At 50.1% G+C, this 16,212-nt stretch carries 19 protein-coding genes; all 19 read right to left on the reverse strand.

The annotated features are described in order from the left end of the window. Positions 1 to 14 precede the first annotated feature (14 nt). Entirely contained in the window at positions 15 to 557 is a 543-nt protein-coding gene (ycfP, locus tag IO95_RS17060; protein WP_023492237.1) for an alpha/beta hydrolase YcfP, read from the reverse strand. Between the two features lie 66 nt (positions 558 to 623). Beyond that, complete coding sequence (nagZ, locus tag IO95_RS17065; protein WP_023492235.1) at positions 624 to 1,652, reverse strand: beta-N-acetylhexosaminidase; 1,029 nt, start codon at positions 1,650 to 1,652, stop codon at positions 624 to 626. 19 nt (positions 1,653 to 1,671) lie between these two features. After that, on the reverse strand, positions 1,672 to 2,541 hold the full coding sequence (locus IO95_RS17070; RefSeq protein ID WP_037386310.1) for a phosphotransferase: 870 nt from the start codon (positions 2,539 to 2,541) through the stop codon (positions 1,672 to 1,674). Then, a complete protein-coding gene (gene lpoB, locus IO95_RS17075; protein WP_023492231.1) occupies positions 2,522 to 3,100 on the reverse strand; it encodes a penicillin-binding protein activator LpoB in 579 nt (192 codons plus the stop codon). Before lpoB ends, IO95_RS17070 begins: the two co-directional genes overlap by 20 nt. Positions 3,101 to 3,144: 44 nt before the next feature. Then, complete coding sequence (gene hinT, locus IO95_RS17080; protein ID WP_023492230.1) at positions 3,145 to 3,495, reverse strand: purine nucleoside phosphoramidase; 351 nt, start codon at positions 3,493 to 3,495, stop codon at positions 3,145 to 3,147. Between the two features lie 162 nt (positions 3,496 to 3,657). Continuing rightward, positions 3,658 to 5,091, reverse strand: coding sequence for a PTS glucose transporter subunit IIBC (gene ptsG / locus IO95_RS17085; RefSeq protein ID WP_023492229.1), 1,434 nt, complete (start codon positions 5,089 to 5,091; stop codon positions 3,658 to 3,660). A 396-nt stretch (positions 5,092 to 5,487) separates the two neighbouring features. Then, positions 5,488 to 6,276: a metal-dependent hydrolase gene (locus IO95_RS17090; RefSeq protein WP_023492228.1), complete on the reverse strand. Its 789-nt coding sequence runs from the start codon at positions 6,274 to 6,276 to the stop codon at positions 5,488 to 5,490. 123 nt (positions 6,277 to 6,399) lie between these two features. Then, positions 6,400 to 7,380, reverse strand: a complete 981-nt coding sequence (gene holB, locus IO95_RS17095) for a DNA polymerase III subunit delta' (RefSeq protein ID WP_023492227.1) — start codon at positions 7,378 to 7,380, stop codon at positions 6,400 to 6,402. Continuing rightward, positions 7,380 to 8,018: a dTMP kinase gene (tmk, locus tag IO95_RS17100; RefSeq protein WP_023492226.1), complete on the reverse strand. Its 639-nt coding sequence runs from the start codon at positions 8,016 to 8,018 to the stop codon at positions 7,380 to 7,382. The genes holB and tmk overlap by 1 nt, the downstream gene beginning before the upstream one ends. Further along, a complete protein-coding gene (mltG, locus tag IO95_RS17105) occupies positions 8,008 to 9,036 on the reverse strand; it encodes an endolytic transglycosylase MltG (protein WP_037386284.1) in 1,029 nt (342 codons plus the stop codon). The genes tmk and mltG overlap by 11 nt, the downstream gene beginning before the upstream one ends. A gap of 10 nt (positions 9,037 to 9,046) precedes the next feature. Further along, positions 9,047 to 9,847 (reverse strand): aminodeoxychorismate lyase, encoded by an 801-nt coding sequence (pabC, locus tag IO95_RS17110; RefSeq protein ID WP_037386313.1) that lies wholly within the window; start codon positions 9,845 to 9,847, stop codon positions 9,047 to 9,049. Positions 9,848 to 9,952: 105 nt separating this feature from the next. Then, positions 9,953 to 11,194, reverse strand: a complete 1,242-nt coding sequence (gene fabF / locus IO95_RS17115; protein ID WP_023492220.1) for a beta-ketoacyl-ACP synthase II — start codon at positions 11,192 to 11,194, stop codon at positions 9,953 to 9,955. 80 nt (positions 11,195 to 11,274) lie between these two features. Then, positions 11,275 to 11,511: an acyl carrier protein gene (gene acpP, locus IO95_RS17120; RefSeq protein WP_004719003.1), complete on the reverse strand. Its 237-nt coding sequence runs from the start codon at positions 11,509 to 11,511 to the stop codon at positions 11,275 to 11,277. Between the two features lie 154 nt (positions 11,512 to 11,665). Beyond that, positions 11,666 to 12,400 carry a 3-oxoacyl-ACP reductase FabG gene (gene fabG, locus IO95_RS17125; RefSeq protein WP_023492218.1) on the reverse strand — a complete coding sequence of 245 codons (735 nt, stop codon included), beginning with the start codon at positions 12,398 to 12,400 and terminating at the stop codon, positions 11,666 to 11,668. 16 nt (positions 12,401 to 12,416) lie between these two features. Then, positions 12,417 to 13,346, reverse strand: coding sequence for an ACP S-malonyltransferase (gene fabD / locus IO95_RS17130; protein ID WP_023492216.1), 930 nt, complete (start codon positions 13,344 to 13,346; stop codon positions 12,417 to 12,419). An 18-nt stretch (positions 13,347 to 13,364) separates the two neighbouring features. Next, positions 13,365 to 14,318 (reverse strand): beta-ketoacyl-ACP synthase III, encoded by a 954-nt coding sequence (locus tag IO95_RS17135; RefSeq protein ID WP_023492215.1) that lies wholly within the window; start codon positions 14,316 to 14,318, stop codon positions 13,365 to 13,367. 6 nt (positions 14,319 to 14,324) lie between these two features. Then, entirely contained in the window at positions 14,325 to 15,359 is a 1,035-nt protein-coding gene (gene plsX, locus IO95_RS17140; protein ID WP_037386294.1) for a phosphate acyltransferase PlsX, read from the reverse strand. A 12-nt stretch (positions 15,360 to 15,371) separates the two neighbouring features. Further along, positions 15,372 to 15,539 (reverse strand): 50S ribosomal protein L32, encoded by a 168-nt coding sequence (gene rpmF / locus IO95_RS17145; RefSeq protein WP_004943042.1) that lies wholly within the window; start codon positions 15,537 to 15,539, stop codon positions 15,372 to 15,374. Positions 15,540 to 15,555: 16 nt separating this feature from the next. Next, positions 15,556 to 16,077, reverse strand: coding sequence for a 23S rRNA accumulation protein YceD (gene yceD, locus IO95_RS17150; RefSeq protein ID WP_023492213.1), 522 nt, complete (start codon positions 16,075 to 16,077; stop codon positions 15,556 to 15,558). Positions 16,078 to 16,212: the final 135 nt, after the last annotated feature.

Genomic DNA, 16,212 nt, shown 5'->3' on the forward strand with positions numbered 1-16,212 from the left:
ATTGCATGTGTTGATTAAGGCAACGTCTTGAAGGCCTTAATGCGTTGCAAATGGGGGGAGATGTTTTTGAACTTATGTGTCTGCTGCTCATCCCAGACAATTTCATAATACTTATGCAGTAATTCTGCACTACGTTGGTTATCCAACACTTCATCATGGCGAGAAAGCATCACCAAGCAACGATCACGGTTCTTCTCGCGAAAGTCCTCGATACATTTAGTGACAATGTCACGATACTCTTCGGGGCGATCAATCTTGCCTTGCATATGCTCTTCTGGATACAGATTGGGGTTAAATATCACCTGACGTATCCCGCACAAGAAACCAACCCGCTCAGCCCAAAAACCCCCTAATCCGACACCACAAATCAATGGGTTGCTGTCTCCCCCTTGATTAACCGCTTTATCCACCTCTTTCAATAAATGCTGCATATCATGGCGCGGATGCAAAGTGCTATAACTGATAAAATTGACATCCGGATCGATGAACTGTAACTGCATAATCTTTTCATGATTGCCGGGACTGGTAGAATCAAAGCCATGCAAATAGATAATCATCTGAAACCTCACAACAAGCAGGGACCAAGATCTCCGCCCCCATCATTAACGCCGTCTGACGGCACATCACCCTATTAAACGCTTGTGCTCTTCCCAGCGTTCACTCAAATTACTTAGCGCCTTATGCGCCTGTTGCCAGCGTTCGGAGTTTCTTAGCTCCTGGCGGGTAAACTTCCCACGATGATATAACCGCTGTAACTTATCCACTTTGAGCGGCGACAAGTTATCCAATACGCTGACCGCCCCTTGGCGATTATTGCACACCAAAATCATGTCACAACCCGCATCTAACGCCGCCTGCCCACGCTCGGCATAGCTGCCCATAATGGCTGCCCCTGCCATCGATAAATCGTCAGAGAAAATAATACCGTCAAATGCCAACTCTTGACGCAAAATCTGTTTCAACCAATAGGGCGAACCACTGGCTGGACGCGGGTCTGCTTCAGTATAGATGACATGAGCAGGCATGATGGCATCCAGTAAACCACGTTGGATCAATTCACGGAATATAGTCATATCACGCCCACGGATTTCCGCCAATGGGCGCGGATCGCGCGGGGTCTCTTTATGCGAGTCCGCACTGACCGCACCATGCCCTGGAAAATGCTTGCCGGTGGTTCTCATACCTGCACTGTGCATTCCCTGAATAAATTTCTCGGCCATCGCCAATGCCAGTGGAGGATCGCTATGGAATGAGCGCTCACCAATTGCCGTACTGACGTGACCAATATCCAGCACCGGTGCAAAACTGATATCAATATCCTGGGCAATCATTTCTGATGCCATCAGCCAACCGGCTTCCCGAGCTAAACGCTCACCTTCTGGTCGATCATTTAACGCAGCAAAGGATTGTGCTGCGGGCAAACGGGTAAAACCTTGATGGAAACGTTGTACCCGCCCCCCTTCCTGATCCACCGCCACCACCAACCGGCTATGGGAAGCAGCGCGGATTTGGCGCACCAATTCACCAAGTTGCTCCACATCGTGGAAATTTCGGGTAAACAGGATCAAGCCACCCACCAACGGGTGTTTTAAAATCTCGCGTTCTTCTGCATCCAGCTCATAGCCGACCACATCTAGCATTACTGGGCCCACGGCCACCTCACTTGTATATCTATGGATGATTTGATGATGCTAAACAGAACCGTTGATACAATTCCGCTCCCCAAAGCAAAAATACCGGGTCACGACACTGGTTCCACCGCACTTCAAACCACATCAACATCAGGTAATCCACCCAAGGTAACCAACGCTGTATCTGCCTTGTTAGCTGCGGCAAATCGGTGTAACCCTGCTGGATATAGTGACTTAAAAATTGCTGTTGGGCAGCGGGTGAAAATTGATTAAAGCGAAACAGTGCCGCCAGTTCCAGGGCGATATCACCATCCGCGGCATATTCCCAATCGATCAGCCTTAACCGCTCCCCTTGCCGGAGCAGATTGCCAGCATGGATATCCATATGCAGCGGGGCCAACATCAGTGGGCTTGGCATCTTATGTTGCATAAAATAACGCTGCCAGCGCAACCAGGCAGGCGTCAAACGTTGGCGATCAACCTGCTGCCAATAGCGGGCCAACTGCTGCTGTAACGCCAGTGGGTAACCGCTGCATTTGCGCTGATGTAACCCGGCAACCAGCCGTGGCAACTCACCACTGCGGTTCAAGGCAGCAAAAGTGGTGATATCCAGGCTGTCACCCTCAAGCCATTCGACAATCAGCCAATCAGCCTGCCGCAACAACACCTTTGGCCCAATGCCTTGCCCTACTCGGTTTAACACCGCCGCCTCACGCCGTCGGCTCACCCCCAACGCGCGCTTTTCTGCTGTTTGTTGGCGAGCCAATAGGTGCAGATGATCACTTTCAATACGCCAGCTTTCACCTGTCAGCCCTTGTACCGGTATGAAATTACAACCGGTACTCTTTAGCCCCGGCTTCCAGGTCTTGAACAATTGCCGTAGCTGGGCCTCACTGTTTGACGTCACTATTACCTGACCAGATAATTTCACCGGTTTGCACCAGCATCAATTGCATCTCCAACTGGGGAGCGTTCACATCACCACTCACGTCGCTATATAGCACATATTGCGCATTAACCATACGCGCCAAGCCTATCGCTTTACTACGTAAGCCCAAGCTATCTTCTGCTGACAGACCCAATGTCTGTTTAGCACTGGTCAACTGTGCTTCTGGCACCAACGCAAAAACTTGGTTAGAGGCTAACGCCTGATACAACGCCGAAGTCGCCTGGGTTATCTGTAATGACCCATTGGTACTGTTTTTAACCGTGTCCAACAACAACACACTGCCAGGTGTGACACCTTCCACTTTCAGCATCTGATCAATCAGCGGCTGCAAGCTACCTGGCCAATCAAGTTGTTGTATCTTTGGTGGTTGGGGTACGGGCTCAGGAGGCGGCGGCACAGGTTCAGGCTCGGGTTGCGGCTCAGGGACAACCGTCACCGGTGGCGCAACAGGTTCTGGTGGATGTGACGGACAACCGGTTAACACCAACGCGGCAAACGCCACCAATAGATACTTTTTCATTACCTTTCTCCAGCGGAACCTATTATCAGTAAATCGGATTTGCCTTAACGTGACAACATTGGGCCTAACACGCGCCCACCAACGAGATGCATGTGTATATGATAAACCTCCTGCCCCCCATGGCGATTGCAATTGATAATCAGACGATAGCCATCATCAGCAATCCCCTCTTGTGCAGCAATTTTAGCCGCAACGGTAATCATCCGCCCCAACGCGGCTTCATGCTCCACGGTAACATCATTCACCGTTGGGATCAGGATGTTGGGCACAATCAGGATGTGGGTCGGTGCTTGTGGAGAAATATCACGAAATGCCGTGACCAACTCGTCCTGATAAACCACATCAGCAGGAATTTCACGGCGGATAATTTTACTGAAAATCGTTTCTTCAGCCATTGGGTTCTCCTTGTTCAGCGTAAAAGACTTACGCAGTATGAGTTAAAAATTCTACTGCTTTCAACCTGATTACGCACTCTCCATGTTGAATGATGCGGAATTATGCAAAAAATCAGATAAAAAAAGGGGCTTTCGCCCCCTGGATCAACTCACCTGCCTGAATCAGCTGTTACGGATATATTCATCCATATCAGTTTTCAGGTTATCAGATTTGGTACCAAAGATGGCCTGAACACCAGAACCGGCCACCACAACACCCGCCGCACCCAGTTTTTTCAGACCCGCCTGGTCAACTTTACCGATGTCCGCCACACTGACGCGCAGACGAGTGATACAAGCATCCAGGTTGGTAATATTCTCTTTACCACCAAACGCCTTAACCAGGGCGGCAGACATTTCTGTGCCACTCTGAGCCGAAGATTCCGCGCTGTTATCTTCACGACCCGGTGTTTTCAGATTCAGTTTGGTGATCAACACACGGAAAATGGTGTAGTACACCAAGCCGTAGATAATACCGACGATCGGGAATAGCCAGATTTTACTGCTATTACCGCTAAGTACGATAAAGTCAATCAACCCGTGTGAAAAACTGGTACCGTCACGCATGCCCAATAGAATACAGATGGGGAATGCCAAGCCTGCCAGGAGCGCATGGATAACATAGAGGATCGGCGCAACAAACATGAAAGAGAACTCGATCGGCTCAGTAATACCGGTCAGAAACGAGGTCAGTGCAGCGGAGATCATGATACCGCCGACTTTAGCCCTGTTCTCAGGCTTGGCAGAGTGCCAAATGGCAATTGCCGCAGCAGGCAGACCATACATTTTGAACAGGAACCCACCTGATAACATACCTGCCGTTGGGTCACCCGCCATATAGCGTGGAATATCACCATGGAACACTTGGCCCGCTGCATTGGTGTATTCACCAATCTGCATCTGGAATGGCACGTTCCAGATATGGTGCAGACCAAATGGTACCAGCGCACGCTCAACAACACCGTAGATACCAAAAGCCACTACCGGGTTCTGATACGCGGCCCATTGTGAAAAGGTTTGGATAGCGGTACCGATAGGAGGCCAAATAAAGGACAGGACCACACCGGTAAAAATGGCAGCCAGCCCGGAAATAATCGGCACAAAACGCTTACCGGCAAAGAAGCCCAGATATTCTGGCAATTGAATGCGGAAAAAGCGGTTGAACATGTAGGCAGCAATGGCACCGGAAATAATCCCCCCGAGCACACCGGTATCTGCCAAGTGTTTAGCGGCAATTTCTTCTGGTGGAAGGTGCAGCACCAACGGCGCAACCACAGCCATGGTTTTGACCATAATGCCGTAGGCCACCACGGCAGCCAATGCAGAAACACCATCGTTATTAGTGAAACCCAAGGCAACACCGATGGCAAAAATCAGTGGCATATTGGCGAATACAGACCCACCCGCCTCCGCCATCACATGGGAGACCACCATAGGCAGCCAGCTAAAGTTAGCGGAACCGACGCCAAGCAGGATACCTGCAATAGGCAATACGGAAACCGGTAGCATTAGCGATTTACCTACTTTTTGTAGGTTGGCAAATGCGTTTTTGAACATAGTTGAAAGAACTCCTGAGTAATAGTGCTTTGCTGCTGGTTGCGAATCTTCGCGTTACAGAGGGGGGATATAGACCTCTGTATTTAAGGGTGTCTGAGCACTCCTTTAATTTTTACGCAGGGTAAAATAAATACCCAAAACAATGTTTGACGGGTGTCACGTTTCGATAAATGAAGCGTTTTGTTTTCATTATTTGTCTATTTTTTGTAATAAACGATGAAAAAAAAGCCACCCGCCTGCGTAGAACCGCGGGGAATATACCTCATTAGTGAGATTAATTACGAGTTGAAAAAAAATTAATTATCCACTGCCATGCAGGCTCTGATGGGGTTGCTGCTGAGATGTGACTTGAATGAAGGGCGCTTGTTTCAGCCCTTCACCGGTGGCGGGGTATAATCAGGCTAGAGTGCCGGGTTCGATATGAAATAGACGTAAAAAATTGGCTGTTGTCGCCTCTGCCAGTTGATCCAGGCTGACTCCTTTCAAAACAGCAAGATACTCCGCGATGTCACGTACATAAGCTGGCTGGTTTTCTTTACCTCGATGAGGTACTGGTGCCAAATAAGGGGAATCGGTTTCTATCAGCATACGGTCCAGTGGCACATAGCGCGCAACTTCACGTAATGATTCGGCATTGCGAAAAGTGACAATACCAGAAAATGAAATATAGAAACCCAGATCCAGTAACGCCTGTGCGGTAGGGAGATCCTCGGTGAAACAATGGAGTACCCCGCCACAAGCTTGCGCGTTCTCTTCACGCAAAATGGCCAAGGTGTCTTCACGGGCATCACGGGTATGTACAATCACCGGTTTACCGAGTTGCCGGGCAATGCGGATATGCTGGCGAAACGATTCCTGCTGTAACGGTATATTGTCCTGCTGATAGAAGTAATCCAGCCCGGTTTCACCCAATGCGACAACCTGCGCTGCTGTCGCCAGGGTATGCAATTCGGCATAATCATAGCCACCATCCAGATTCAGCGGGTGGACACCACAAGAGAAGGCAACGTCTTTACGCTGACCAATTTGTTGCACCATAGCCTGATAACCGGGCAACGTCGTGGCCACCGCCAGAACAAAACCCACATCCTGCATTTTGGCCTTGAGCAAGGCATCATCTACGCTGTGATGCACATTTTCAAAATCAAGACTATCAAGATGGCAATGGGAATCTACTAACAACATAATAATGGGCTCTTTTACAACCAGGTGATTAAGGGGATAACAATAGCAGGATATTAGCGCCCGCCGTGATAGCTGTTAAATTCGATTTACTTTTGCTGACTACTTGCCATTCATCCGTTGATATCAGGTGCGTGCCCCTTGCTCCCAACCGAGTAGTTGTTCTGTTAACAATAGTTCACGGTTAACCGCGACAATATTCAGTAACTGATGACGACAATTGAGCCAGGACTGCAATGTTTTTTGCAGTGAGAACGCACTAAACTGCGTGGCCAATTGCTGTACCAGCGGCAGTTGGTCCTGATTCAATACATAATGCGCGGCACCCTGTTGCCATTTCATGGCATCTACCAGCAATGTACATAGCCAATGTAACCGTTCCGCCACGTCATCATGATTAAGTACCGCTAATAGCAGCAACATATCGCGCTGAATTAAGCACGACGCCAGTGTACTGCATAATGTCACACGTTGTTGCCAACGTTCAGGTTGCAATAACTGTTCGGCGGCGATGGGTGCACCATCATTCAAGCGCAAAGCGGTAAGACGATGCGTTGCATCCCCCCCCCCGTGGCGGTTCAACCACTGCAGGCTAAACTGTTCATCTGGGCTGGCAAGATGCCAGTAGAAACAGCGGCTGCGTAGTGTCGCCAATAGGCGTGAAGGATCGCGGCAGCCTAATAGAAAGTAGGTTTTGCCTGGCGGTTCTTCCAACGTTTTTAATAGTGCATTGGCTGCCGCCTCGGTCAGCAATTCTGCTTGGGGAAGCCACACCACTTTTGCCCCCCCCTGCTGGGCATGGGAGTACAAAGTCTCGATCACCTGGCGAATCGGCTCTATCCCCAAACTGCTTTTACCTTTTTCTGGTGCCAGTACATGATAATCAGGATGATGCCCCGCCAGCATCAGACGGCAACTGTGGCATTCACCACAACTTTTTTCACCATTGCGCTGTTGGCAGATTAACCAGCGGCTTAACGCATACAGCAACGCTGCATCACCGTTGCCTGAGGCAGCATGTAGCAACAAGGCATGGTGACCGCGCCCCGCACTATATTGCCCCACCAAATGGCGGTAGCTACCGTTAAGCCACGGGTACCATTCCATTACGCCACTTCCTGCTGTTGCAGCCAGTGCGTAAGGACCTGTTGGATATCACTCGTCACTTGCTCCAACGATTGTGCGGCATCTACGGTGATAATGCTTTGGTCCTGGGCGGCTAATTCCAGATAACGTGCGCGAGTACGTTCGAAAAAGGGCAATGTCTCTTGCTCAATACGGTCCAACTCACCCCGTGTTCTTGCCCGTTGCAAGCCGATCAACGGCGGAAGGTCAAGATACAGCGTTAAATCTGGCCGGAAATTACCCAGCACCGTATCGCGCAGAGTGGTCATCAATTGCGGGTCAATCCCTCGCCCCCCACCCTGATAAGCCTGGGATGAAAGATCATGCCGATCACCAACCACCCAAGCCCCCCGCTCGAGCGCGGGCTTAATCACCGTTTCAACCAGTTGAACACGTGCGGCATAGAGCATTAATACTTCGGCCTTAACGGTGGGCAACTCCCCCTCGGTGCCATGTTTAAACAGCGCGCGCAATTTCTCAGCCAGCGGGGTACCACCGGGTTCACGGGTAAACACAATATCGGTGATACCATGCTGATTCAGTACACTGACAATGGTATTACGTGCCGTGGTTTTACCCGCACCTTCCAACCCTTCAATCACCACAAATTTACTTTTCATTCTTTTCCTTTTGCACCTGGCGATAGGTGCGCACCGCCTGATTATGGCTGGTTAGATTGGTGGTGAAGGTATGCCCCCCATTACCATCTGCAACGAAATAAAGATAATCGGTTTTTGCCGGGTTTGCCGCCGCCTCCAGTGAGGCCCGGCCCGGCATGGCTATCGGTGTTGGCGGCAATCCGCTAATCACATAGGTGTTATAAGGCGTTGCAGTGTCCAGATCTTTACGGCTGATATTACCCGTGTAGCTCTCACCCATGCCGTAAATCACCGTCGGGTCTGTCTGCAACCGCATCCCCAAACGCAAGCGGTTGATAAATACTGAAGCGACTTTGGTGCGTTCTTCAGCTACCCCTGTCTCTTTCTCAACAATTGATGCCATGATCAATAACTGCTCGGGGGTTTTATAGGGCTGGCTGACATCGCGTGCGAGCCAAACCTCCTGCAATATTTTGTCCATCCGCGCATGAGCACGCTTCAATAATGCCAAATCACTGGTGCCTGCGGTATAGAGATAGGTATCCGGGTAGAAACGCCCTTCCAGGCTGCTCCCTTCGGGTAAACCCAATGCCAAAACCAGTTCTGCTTCACTCTTGCCGGTCAGGGTCTGTTTGACATATTTCGCTTCCTGCAACTGCTGTAGCCAATCACGCAGACGTGAGCCCTCAATAAAACGTGCACTAAGTTGGGCTTCTTTACCGCTGGCCAACAATTTCAACATTTGGCGTACCGTCATACCTGGCGTAAAACGGTAAGTCCCGGCTTTGAACCCGGCCAATTCAGGCTCCAGACGCAACAGCCAGGGGAACCACCTGCCGCTATAGATCAGTTTATCCCGTACCAGCAGCTCTTCCAGCCCCACACGCCCAGTCCCCGCAGGGAGTTTGAACAGTGTCTCCTGCTCAATGTTCAACGGCTTATCAGCAAAATGTTCAATCCGCTGATGGCACCAATAGAGAAGCGACAACGCCACAGTCACTATCAGCAAGGCAATACTCAGTTTTCTTTTTCTATTCATTAATTCGTCGTCATTCGCAGTATGGTCGCAAAAAATCATACAGTTGGCGTGAGCGATAATGCCACGCTTGCGCTGCATTCACTGGCAGCAACGGCATTAACGCATTGCATACCAAAACTTCATCCGCACTGGCCAGCGTCTCTAGTGGTTCACTGACTTCATGCAATGAGTATTCACTCTCCGCCAGCAGCTCGATTAGCCGGCGGCGCATCACACCGGCTACACCTGCCTGATCAAGATTCGGCGTAAAGACACGCATCCCTTTACGCCAGAATAAATTAGCCGCACAGCATTCCACCAGTATGCCACTGGTGTCAAGCACCAGCGCTTCCTGGGCAGCCCCCCGGTCCAGATGCGCACGGATCAGCACTTGTTCCAGGCGATTGAGATGTTTCAACCCGGCTAGTTGAGGGTTACGAGCCAAACGAACCGGGCTCAACTCCAGGGTGATCCCCTGATCACGCCATGGTAAATAATGTGCAGGATAGATGCTACGAGAGACAATGCGCGTTGGCTGCCCACAGCCGTGCGGACTATATCCCCGCCCCCCGCTGCCTCGGGTCAATATCGCTTTGATCACCCCCAGCGAAATGGCTTCTGCGGCATGCTGCATCTCACACTCTAATGCCCGCCAATCTACGGTTGGCAACAGCAAGCGCTGCGCCGCCTGTTGCATGCGTTCAAGATGCCACGGTAACAGGTCAATTTCCCCATTAACCACCCTGGCCGTTGTGAAGCAACCATCACCAAATTGCAAGCCACGGTCGCTGAGTGCCAGAGCATCCTGTTGGTGTCCATTGACCCAGTACATGGTCATTTCATCTCCGCTGTGTTCATTGCAACACTATAACAGCACCATAAAAAAAGCCCGGTCACAAAACAAACCAGGCTTCTTATCAACGGCAGATAGCCGGCGTTATATCCGACGGAAAATCAACGAACCGTTAGTACCACCAAAACCAAAGGAATTACAGAGTGTAAACTCCAGATCTTTGGTTTGACGTGCTTCATGCGGCACGAAGTCCAGGTCGAGACCATCATCTGGGTTATCCAGGTTGATAGTTGGAGGAACAACCTGATCACGCAGTGCTAATACGGTAAAGATCGACTCAATCGCCCCTGCTGCACCTAAAAGATGCCCGGTCATCGATTTGGTAGAACTGACCCATACCCGGCTGGCATCACTGCCAAACACCGATTTCACTGCTTGCGCTTCTGCTTTATCACCCGCAGGGGTCGAGGTACCGTGCGCGTTGATATAACCGATTTGTGAAGTAGTTATACCCGCATCAATTAACGCATTTTCCATTGCCAAGGCTGCACCGGCACCATCTTCTGGTGGCGATGTCATATGATAAGCATCACTGCTCATACCAAAGCCGACAATTTCTGCGTAAATTTTGGCACCACGCTTCTTAGCATGCTCGTACTCTTCCAGCACCAACATCCCTGCACCATCACCCAAAACAAAACCATCACGGTCTTTATCCCAAGGACGGCTAGCTGCCTGAGGGTTATCATTACGCGTAGATAGTGCGCGCGCGGCACCAAAGCCACCCACGCCCAAAGGCGTACTGGCCTTTTCTGCACCACCCGCCAACATCACGTCGGCATCATTATAAGCAATGATACGCGCAGCATGACCAATATTATGCACCCCTGATGTACAGGCAGTGGCAATAGAAATACTCGGGCCACGCATACCATACATAATCGTCAGATGACCTGCGATCATGTTCACAATGGTTGACGGTACAAAGAACGGGCTGATTTTGCGCGGGCCACCATTCATCAGTGCGCTATGGTTTTCTTCAATCAACCCTAGCCCACCGATACCAGAACCAATAGCGGCACCAATACGGCCAGCATTTGTTTCGTTGATATCCAGCCCAGCATCTTGCATGGCTTGTATGCCAGCAGCGATACCGTATTGAATGAAGATATCCATTTTCCGCGCATCTTTGCGCGAAATGAAATCTTCAGCATTAAAATTCTTTACCAAGCCCGCAAAACGCGTTGCATAGGCAGTAGTATCGAAATGGTCGATCAGGCTGATGCCACTCTGACCGGCAAGAAGAGCACTCCACGTGGACTCTACCGTATTGCCGACAGGAGACAACATGCCCAGTCCGGTCACAACTACTCGACGCTTAGACACGTTTGTCCTCCAAGGAGGGAAAAATAACACTAGGAATTGAAAAAACTTAGGCGGTCGAGTGACCGCCTAGATATGTTCGCTTACTGTTGGCTAGCGTTGATAAAATCAATTGCAGCTTGAACAGTAGTGATCTTCTCAGCTTCTTCGTCTGGAATCTCAGTATCGAATTCTTCTTCCAATGCCATTACCAGTTCAACGGTGTCAAGAGAATCAGCACCTAAGTCTTCGACAAAAGAAGCATTATTCAAAACTTCTTCCTGCTTAACACCCAGTTGCTCAACAATGATTTTCTTAACGCGTTCTTCGATAGTGCTCATACTCTTAAATTTCCTATCAAAACTCGCTTTCGCGATGGTTTTCGTAGTTTATAAAAAGTTAAAAAAGATGCAACTAAAACCCGGCTGCTCAAACCATGATTTTACGCTATTTTGCGGTTTTTACCGCAAATAACGCAAATAGTTTTCACATTTTTTAAATCATGTACATGCCGCCATTGACATGTAACGTTTCACCGGTGATGTAACTCGCCTCGTCAGAGGCTAAAAATGCAACGGCGCTGGCGATCTCTTTAGCATCCCCAAGTCGGCTAGCCGGAACCTGTGTCAAAATGCCAGCACGTTGATCTTCTGTCAATGCCCGCGTCATGTCTGTTTCAATAAAACCTGGCGCCACGACGTTGACCGTAATACCACGTGAAGCGATCTCACGTGCCAAAGATTTACTAAACCCTATCAAACCCGCTTTGGCTGCCGCATAGTTGGCTTGCCCAGCGTTACCCATCGTCCCCACAACGGAACCAATGGAAATAATACGACCAAAGCGTTTTTTCATCATTGCGCGCATTACCGCTTTTGACAGACGGAATACTGAAGTCAGATTAGTGTCAATAATCTCCTGCCACTCTTCATCCTTCATGCGCATCAATAGATTATCACGGGTAATACCGGCATTGTTGACTAAAATGTCGATTTCGCCAAATTCTTCACGAATTGAGGCCAACACATGGTCGATAGATTGTGCATCCACAACATTGAGCATATACCCTTTGCCGTTGTTGCCCAAATAGTTACTGATCGCTTCAGCACCGCTCTCGCTGGTTGCAGTACCAATAACTTTAGCACCGCGCTCAACAAATAATTCGGCAATGGCCCGCCCAATACCACGGCTTGCCCCCGTAACCAGAACAATTTTTCCTTCGAAGCTCATCATTTTCCTCTTTTCTTTATTGGCCTAGTGCTGCAGCCAGGCTGGCAGTATCATTTACCGCAGCGGCTGCCAGCGTGTCAACAATGCGTTTGGTTAACCCTGTCAGCACCTTACCTGGCCCCACTTCCAGCAGCAGAGTTACCCCATCTGCGGCCATAAATTGTACGCTTTCAGTCCAGCGTACCGGGTTATATAACTGCCGCACCAACGCATTACGAATAGCGTCTGGTGAAGTCTCGATGCGCACATCAACGTTATTGACGACGGGCACCTGAGGTGCACTGAACGTCACCGCTTGTAACGCTACCGCCAGTTTATCAGCCGCTGGTTTCATCAATGCACAGTGGGAAGGAACGCTCACAGGAAGTGGTAAGGCACGTTTTGCACCAGCAGCCTTACACGCTGCCCCTGCACGTTCTACTGCCTCTTTCTCCCCAGCGATCACCACCTGACCTGGTGAATTGAAGTTTACCGGTGAAACCACCTGCCCTTGGGCCGACTCTTCACAGGCTTTGGCAATAGATTCGTTATCCAAGCCAATAATGGCATACATGGCGCCAGTACCTTCAGGCACCGCTTCCTGCATCAACTTACCACGCAACTCCACCAAGCGGATAGCAGCGGTAAAATCCAACACCCCAGCACACACCAAGGCTGAATACTCGCCCAAGCTATGCCCAGCCATCATGGTGGGCATGTTACCGCCCTGCTGTTGCCAGACACGGAAAATAGCTACACTGGCAGCCAACAACGCGGGCTGTGTCTGCCATGTTTTATTTAGCTCTTCCACCGGGCCCTGTTGCACCAATTGCCATAGGTCATACCCCAACGCTGCCGACGCTTCACTGAACGTCTGTTCCACAATGGGGTACTGCGTAGCCAAATCAGCTAACATACCAACGGTTTGTGACCCTTGGCCTGGAAAAACAAAAGCAAATTGCGACATATCTATCTTCCTGTCAAATCAAAAACGAACCAGCGCCGAACCCCAGGTAAAGCCGCCGCCGAAGGCTTCCAACAACACCAGTTGCCCACGTTGTATCCGCCCGTCACGTACTGCTTCATCGAGCGCTGCAGGAACGGAAGCCGCTGACGTATTGCCATGACGATCAAGCGTCACCACAACCTTATCCATTCCCATGCCCAGTTTTTTTGCCGTCGCGCTGATAATACGTAGATTTGCCTGGTGCGGAACCAACCAATCCAGTTCACTACGTTCAAGCTGGTTAGCCGCCAGCGTTTCATCGACAATATGCGCTAATTCCGTCACCGCGACCTTAAAGACTTCATTCCCCGCCATGGTTAGATAGGCCGGTTTTTCCGGGTCCTGGCGATCATGATACGGTAAGGTCAGCAGGTTGCCATAGCGACCATCCGCATGCAGATGAGTAGAGATAATACCCGGCTCTTCAGAGCGCCCCAATACCACCGCACCCGCCCCATCACCAAACAGGATCAGGGTGCCACGATCTTCTGGGTCGAGTGTCCGTGACAACATATCAGAACCGATCACCAATGCATGTTTCACCGCACCATTTTTCACATACTGATCGGCTACACTCAACGCATAGGTAAAACCAGCACAAGCGGCTGCAATATCGAAGGCTGCACAATCCTGGATCCCCAATAACTGCTGCAGTTGGCAAGCCGCACTGGGGAACGCATGGCTTGAACTGGTGGTTGCCACCACGATCAAACCGATATCTTCTTTAGCCACACCGGCCATTTCCAATGCCTTAGATGCGGCATGGAAACTCATGGTTGCCACTGTTTCGTCTGGGGCAGCAATACGACGCTCACGAATACCAGTACGGGTGACAATCCACTCGTCAGTGGTATCCACCATTTTTTCTAAATCGGCATTGGTGCGTACTTGTACCGGGAGATAACTCCCCGTACCGAGAATCTTAGTATACATGTACGATCAGTCACTCTTGGGTAATACAGTTTCAAGGCGCGCAGCAATCCTTTCTGGAACTTGCCGCTGCACCGCTTGTGCCGCCTGCTCAATAGCAACGGCAAATGCGCGTTGATTCGCTGCACCGTGGCTCTTGATTACAGTTCCCCGTAATCCTAACAGACATGCGCCATTATACTGGTCTGGGTTCAGATGACCGAAACGTTTTGCCACCTTTCTTTGTAGCCATTGGCCTAACAATTTCAACCACCATGACGTCTTCCCCCCTTCAGAGGATGACTTTAAGAGTGACAATAACACTCTTATCACGCCCTCCATGGTTTTCAGGGTGACATTACCGACAAATCCATCGCAAACCATGACATCGGTTTTACCGGTGAGCAATTCATTCCCTTCCAGGTAACCAATATAGTTGATTGCTGGCGTACTTTTTAGCACGCTTGCCGCTTTGCGGATATGATCCAGGCCTTTGGTCTCTTCCTCACCAATATTGAGCAAGGCAACACGTGGTTGCACAATACCCAATACCGCCTCCGCCATCACCGAACCCATCACGGCAAATTGCACCAACATGGTACTGTCGCATTCCACGTTGGCTCCCAGATCCAACAACACCGTTTTACCGTGCTGCTGGTTAGGTAACACTGTCATCAAAGCGGGTCGTTCAATACCATCGAGCGGCTTGATCAATAATTTAGCCAAGCCCATCAACGCACCCGTGTTACCCGCACTGACACAAGCCTGTGCATCTCCGCTGTTAATCAGCTCCAGCGCAACGCGCATCGAAGTCCCACGGCTGGCACGGATCGCTTGTGACGGTTTAGCATCACCAGCAATCACCGATTCGGCAGAAATAACCTGCAAACGCTTCAGTAATAACGGGTCAACGGTGGTGAGTAACGGAGAGATAGCGTCGGGATCACCGACCAAAAGAAGATGAAGCTGTAAATTAGAAGCTAATGCCTGCAGTGAAGCAGGCACCGTAACGCAGGGACCGAAATCCCCGCCCATTGCATCTAACGCCAGGGTTAGACGAGCCAAGATATCGCTTACTTAGCCGATAACCTTGCGACCGCGGTAGAAACCGTCGGCAGTGATGTGATGGCGACGATGAGTTTCGCCAGAAGTCGCATCGACAGACAATGTAGTTGTGGTCAGGGCATCATGTGAACGACGCATACCACGCTTGGAACGGGTTGGTTTGTTTTGTTGTACGGCCATGGACCTTACTCCTTGATTACTTACGCTTTAAACTGGCTAATACGGCAAATGGATTAGGTTTCTCCGCCTCTGCAGGCAGTTTGCCAAATACCATGTCCGCTTCGGACACTTCACAGTGTTCAGATTCATGTAACGGAACGACAGGCAGTGAAAGAATGATTTCATCTTCAATCATTGCCAGCAGATCGACTTCACCAAATTCGTCAACTTCGATCGGCTCGTACGCTTCCGGTAATGCCTCAGCCTGTTCATCATTGACGACCGGGCTAAAACAATATGTTGTGTGGACCTGATGTGCAAACGGCACACCACAGCGCTGGCACATCAACGTTACCGCGACATCCGCATGCCCTGTTATCACCGCTAGACGTTGGTTGTCGATATTAAACGACAACTCGACTTCGACATCACAATCCACACTGACCACAGAATCGGCAATACGTGTCACCTGCTCAGGAGTATAAACACCTGTATAATCCAGGCGCTTCTGAGCGGTACGTACCGCATCAATGGTCAAGGGTAATTTTACCTTTTGCATAGGGCGCGCATATTAACTTTGTAACGACTTAGAGTCAAAGAAAAAGGCCATAAAATGGCACCTTTCACCAATATTCGCTTCCAGAGCGGCGAACAGTTTAAAATGAGTGACCTCTTTGCGCTATGGTTTGTGGAA

The organism is Serratia sp. DD3 (genome assembly GCF_000496755.2).

What these genes read in the sequence shown, in the direction of transcription:
- pabC (WP_037386313.1), bottom strand. Translation starts at nt 9,847, where the DNA reads ATGTACTGGGTCAATGGACACCAACAGGATGCTCTGGCACTCAGCGAC.
- tmk (WP_023492226.1), bottom strand. Translation starts at nt 8,018, where the DNA reads ATGAAAAGTAAATTTGTGGTGATTGAAGGGTTGGAAGGTGCGGGTAAA.
- rpmF (WP_004943042.1), bottom strand. Translation starts at nt 15,539, where the DNA reads ATGGCCGTACAACAAAACAAACCAACCCGTTCCAAGCGTGGTATGCGT.
- yceD (WP_023492213.1), bottom strand. Translation starts at nt 16,077, where the DNA reads ATGCAAAAGGTAAAATTACCCTTGACCATTGATGCGGTACGTACCGCT.
- IO95_RS17090 (WP_023492228.1), bottom strand. Translation starts at nt 6,276, where the DNA reads ATGTTGTTAGTAGATTCCCATTGCCATCTTGATAGTCTTGATTTTGAA.
- ycfP (WP_023492237.1), bottom strand. Translation starts at nt 557, where the DNA reads ATGATTATCTATTTGCATGGCTTTGATTCTACCAGTCCCGGCAATCAT.
- fabG (WP_023492218.1), bottom strand. Translation starts at nt 12,400, where the DNA reads ATGAGCTTCGAAGGAAAAATTGTTCTGGTTACGGGGGCAAGCCGTGGT.
- IO95_RS17135 (WP_023492215.1), bottom strand. Translation starts at nt 14,318, where the DNA reads ATGTATACTAAGATTCTCGGTACGGGGAGTTATCTCCCGGTACAAGTA.
- ptsG (WP_023492229.1), bottom strand. Translation starts at nt 5,091, where the DNA reads ATGTTCAAAAACGCATTTGCCAACCTACAAAAAGTAGGTAAATCGCTA.
- acpP (WP_004719003.1), bottom strand. Translation starts at nt 11,511, where the DNA reads ATGAGCACTATCGAAGAACGCGTTAAGAAAATCATTGTTGAGCAACTG.
- mltG (WP_037386284.1), bottom strand. Translation starts at nt 9,036, where the DNA reads ATGAATAGAAAAAGAAAACTGAGTATTGCCTTGCTGATAGTGACTGTG.
- hinT (WP_023492230.1), bottom strand. Translation starts at nt 3,495, where the DNA reads ATGGCTGAAGAAACGATTTTCAGTAAAATTATCCGCCGTGAAATTCCT.
- holB (WP_023492227.1), bottom strand. Translation starts at nt 7,380, where the DNA reads ATGGAATGGTACCCGTGGCTTAACGGTAGCTACCGCCATTTGGTGGGG.
- lpoB (WP_023492231.1), bottom strand. Translation starts at nt 3,100, where the DNA reads ATGAAAAAGTATCTATTGGTGGCGTTTGCCGCGTTGGTGTTAACCGGT.
- fabD (WP_023492216.1), bottom strand. Translation starts at nt 13,346, where the DNA reads ATGTCGCAATTTGCTTTTGTTTTTCCAGGCCAAGGGTCACAAACCGTT.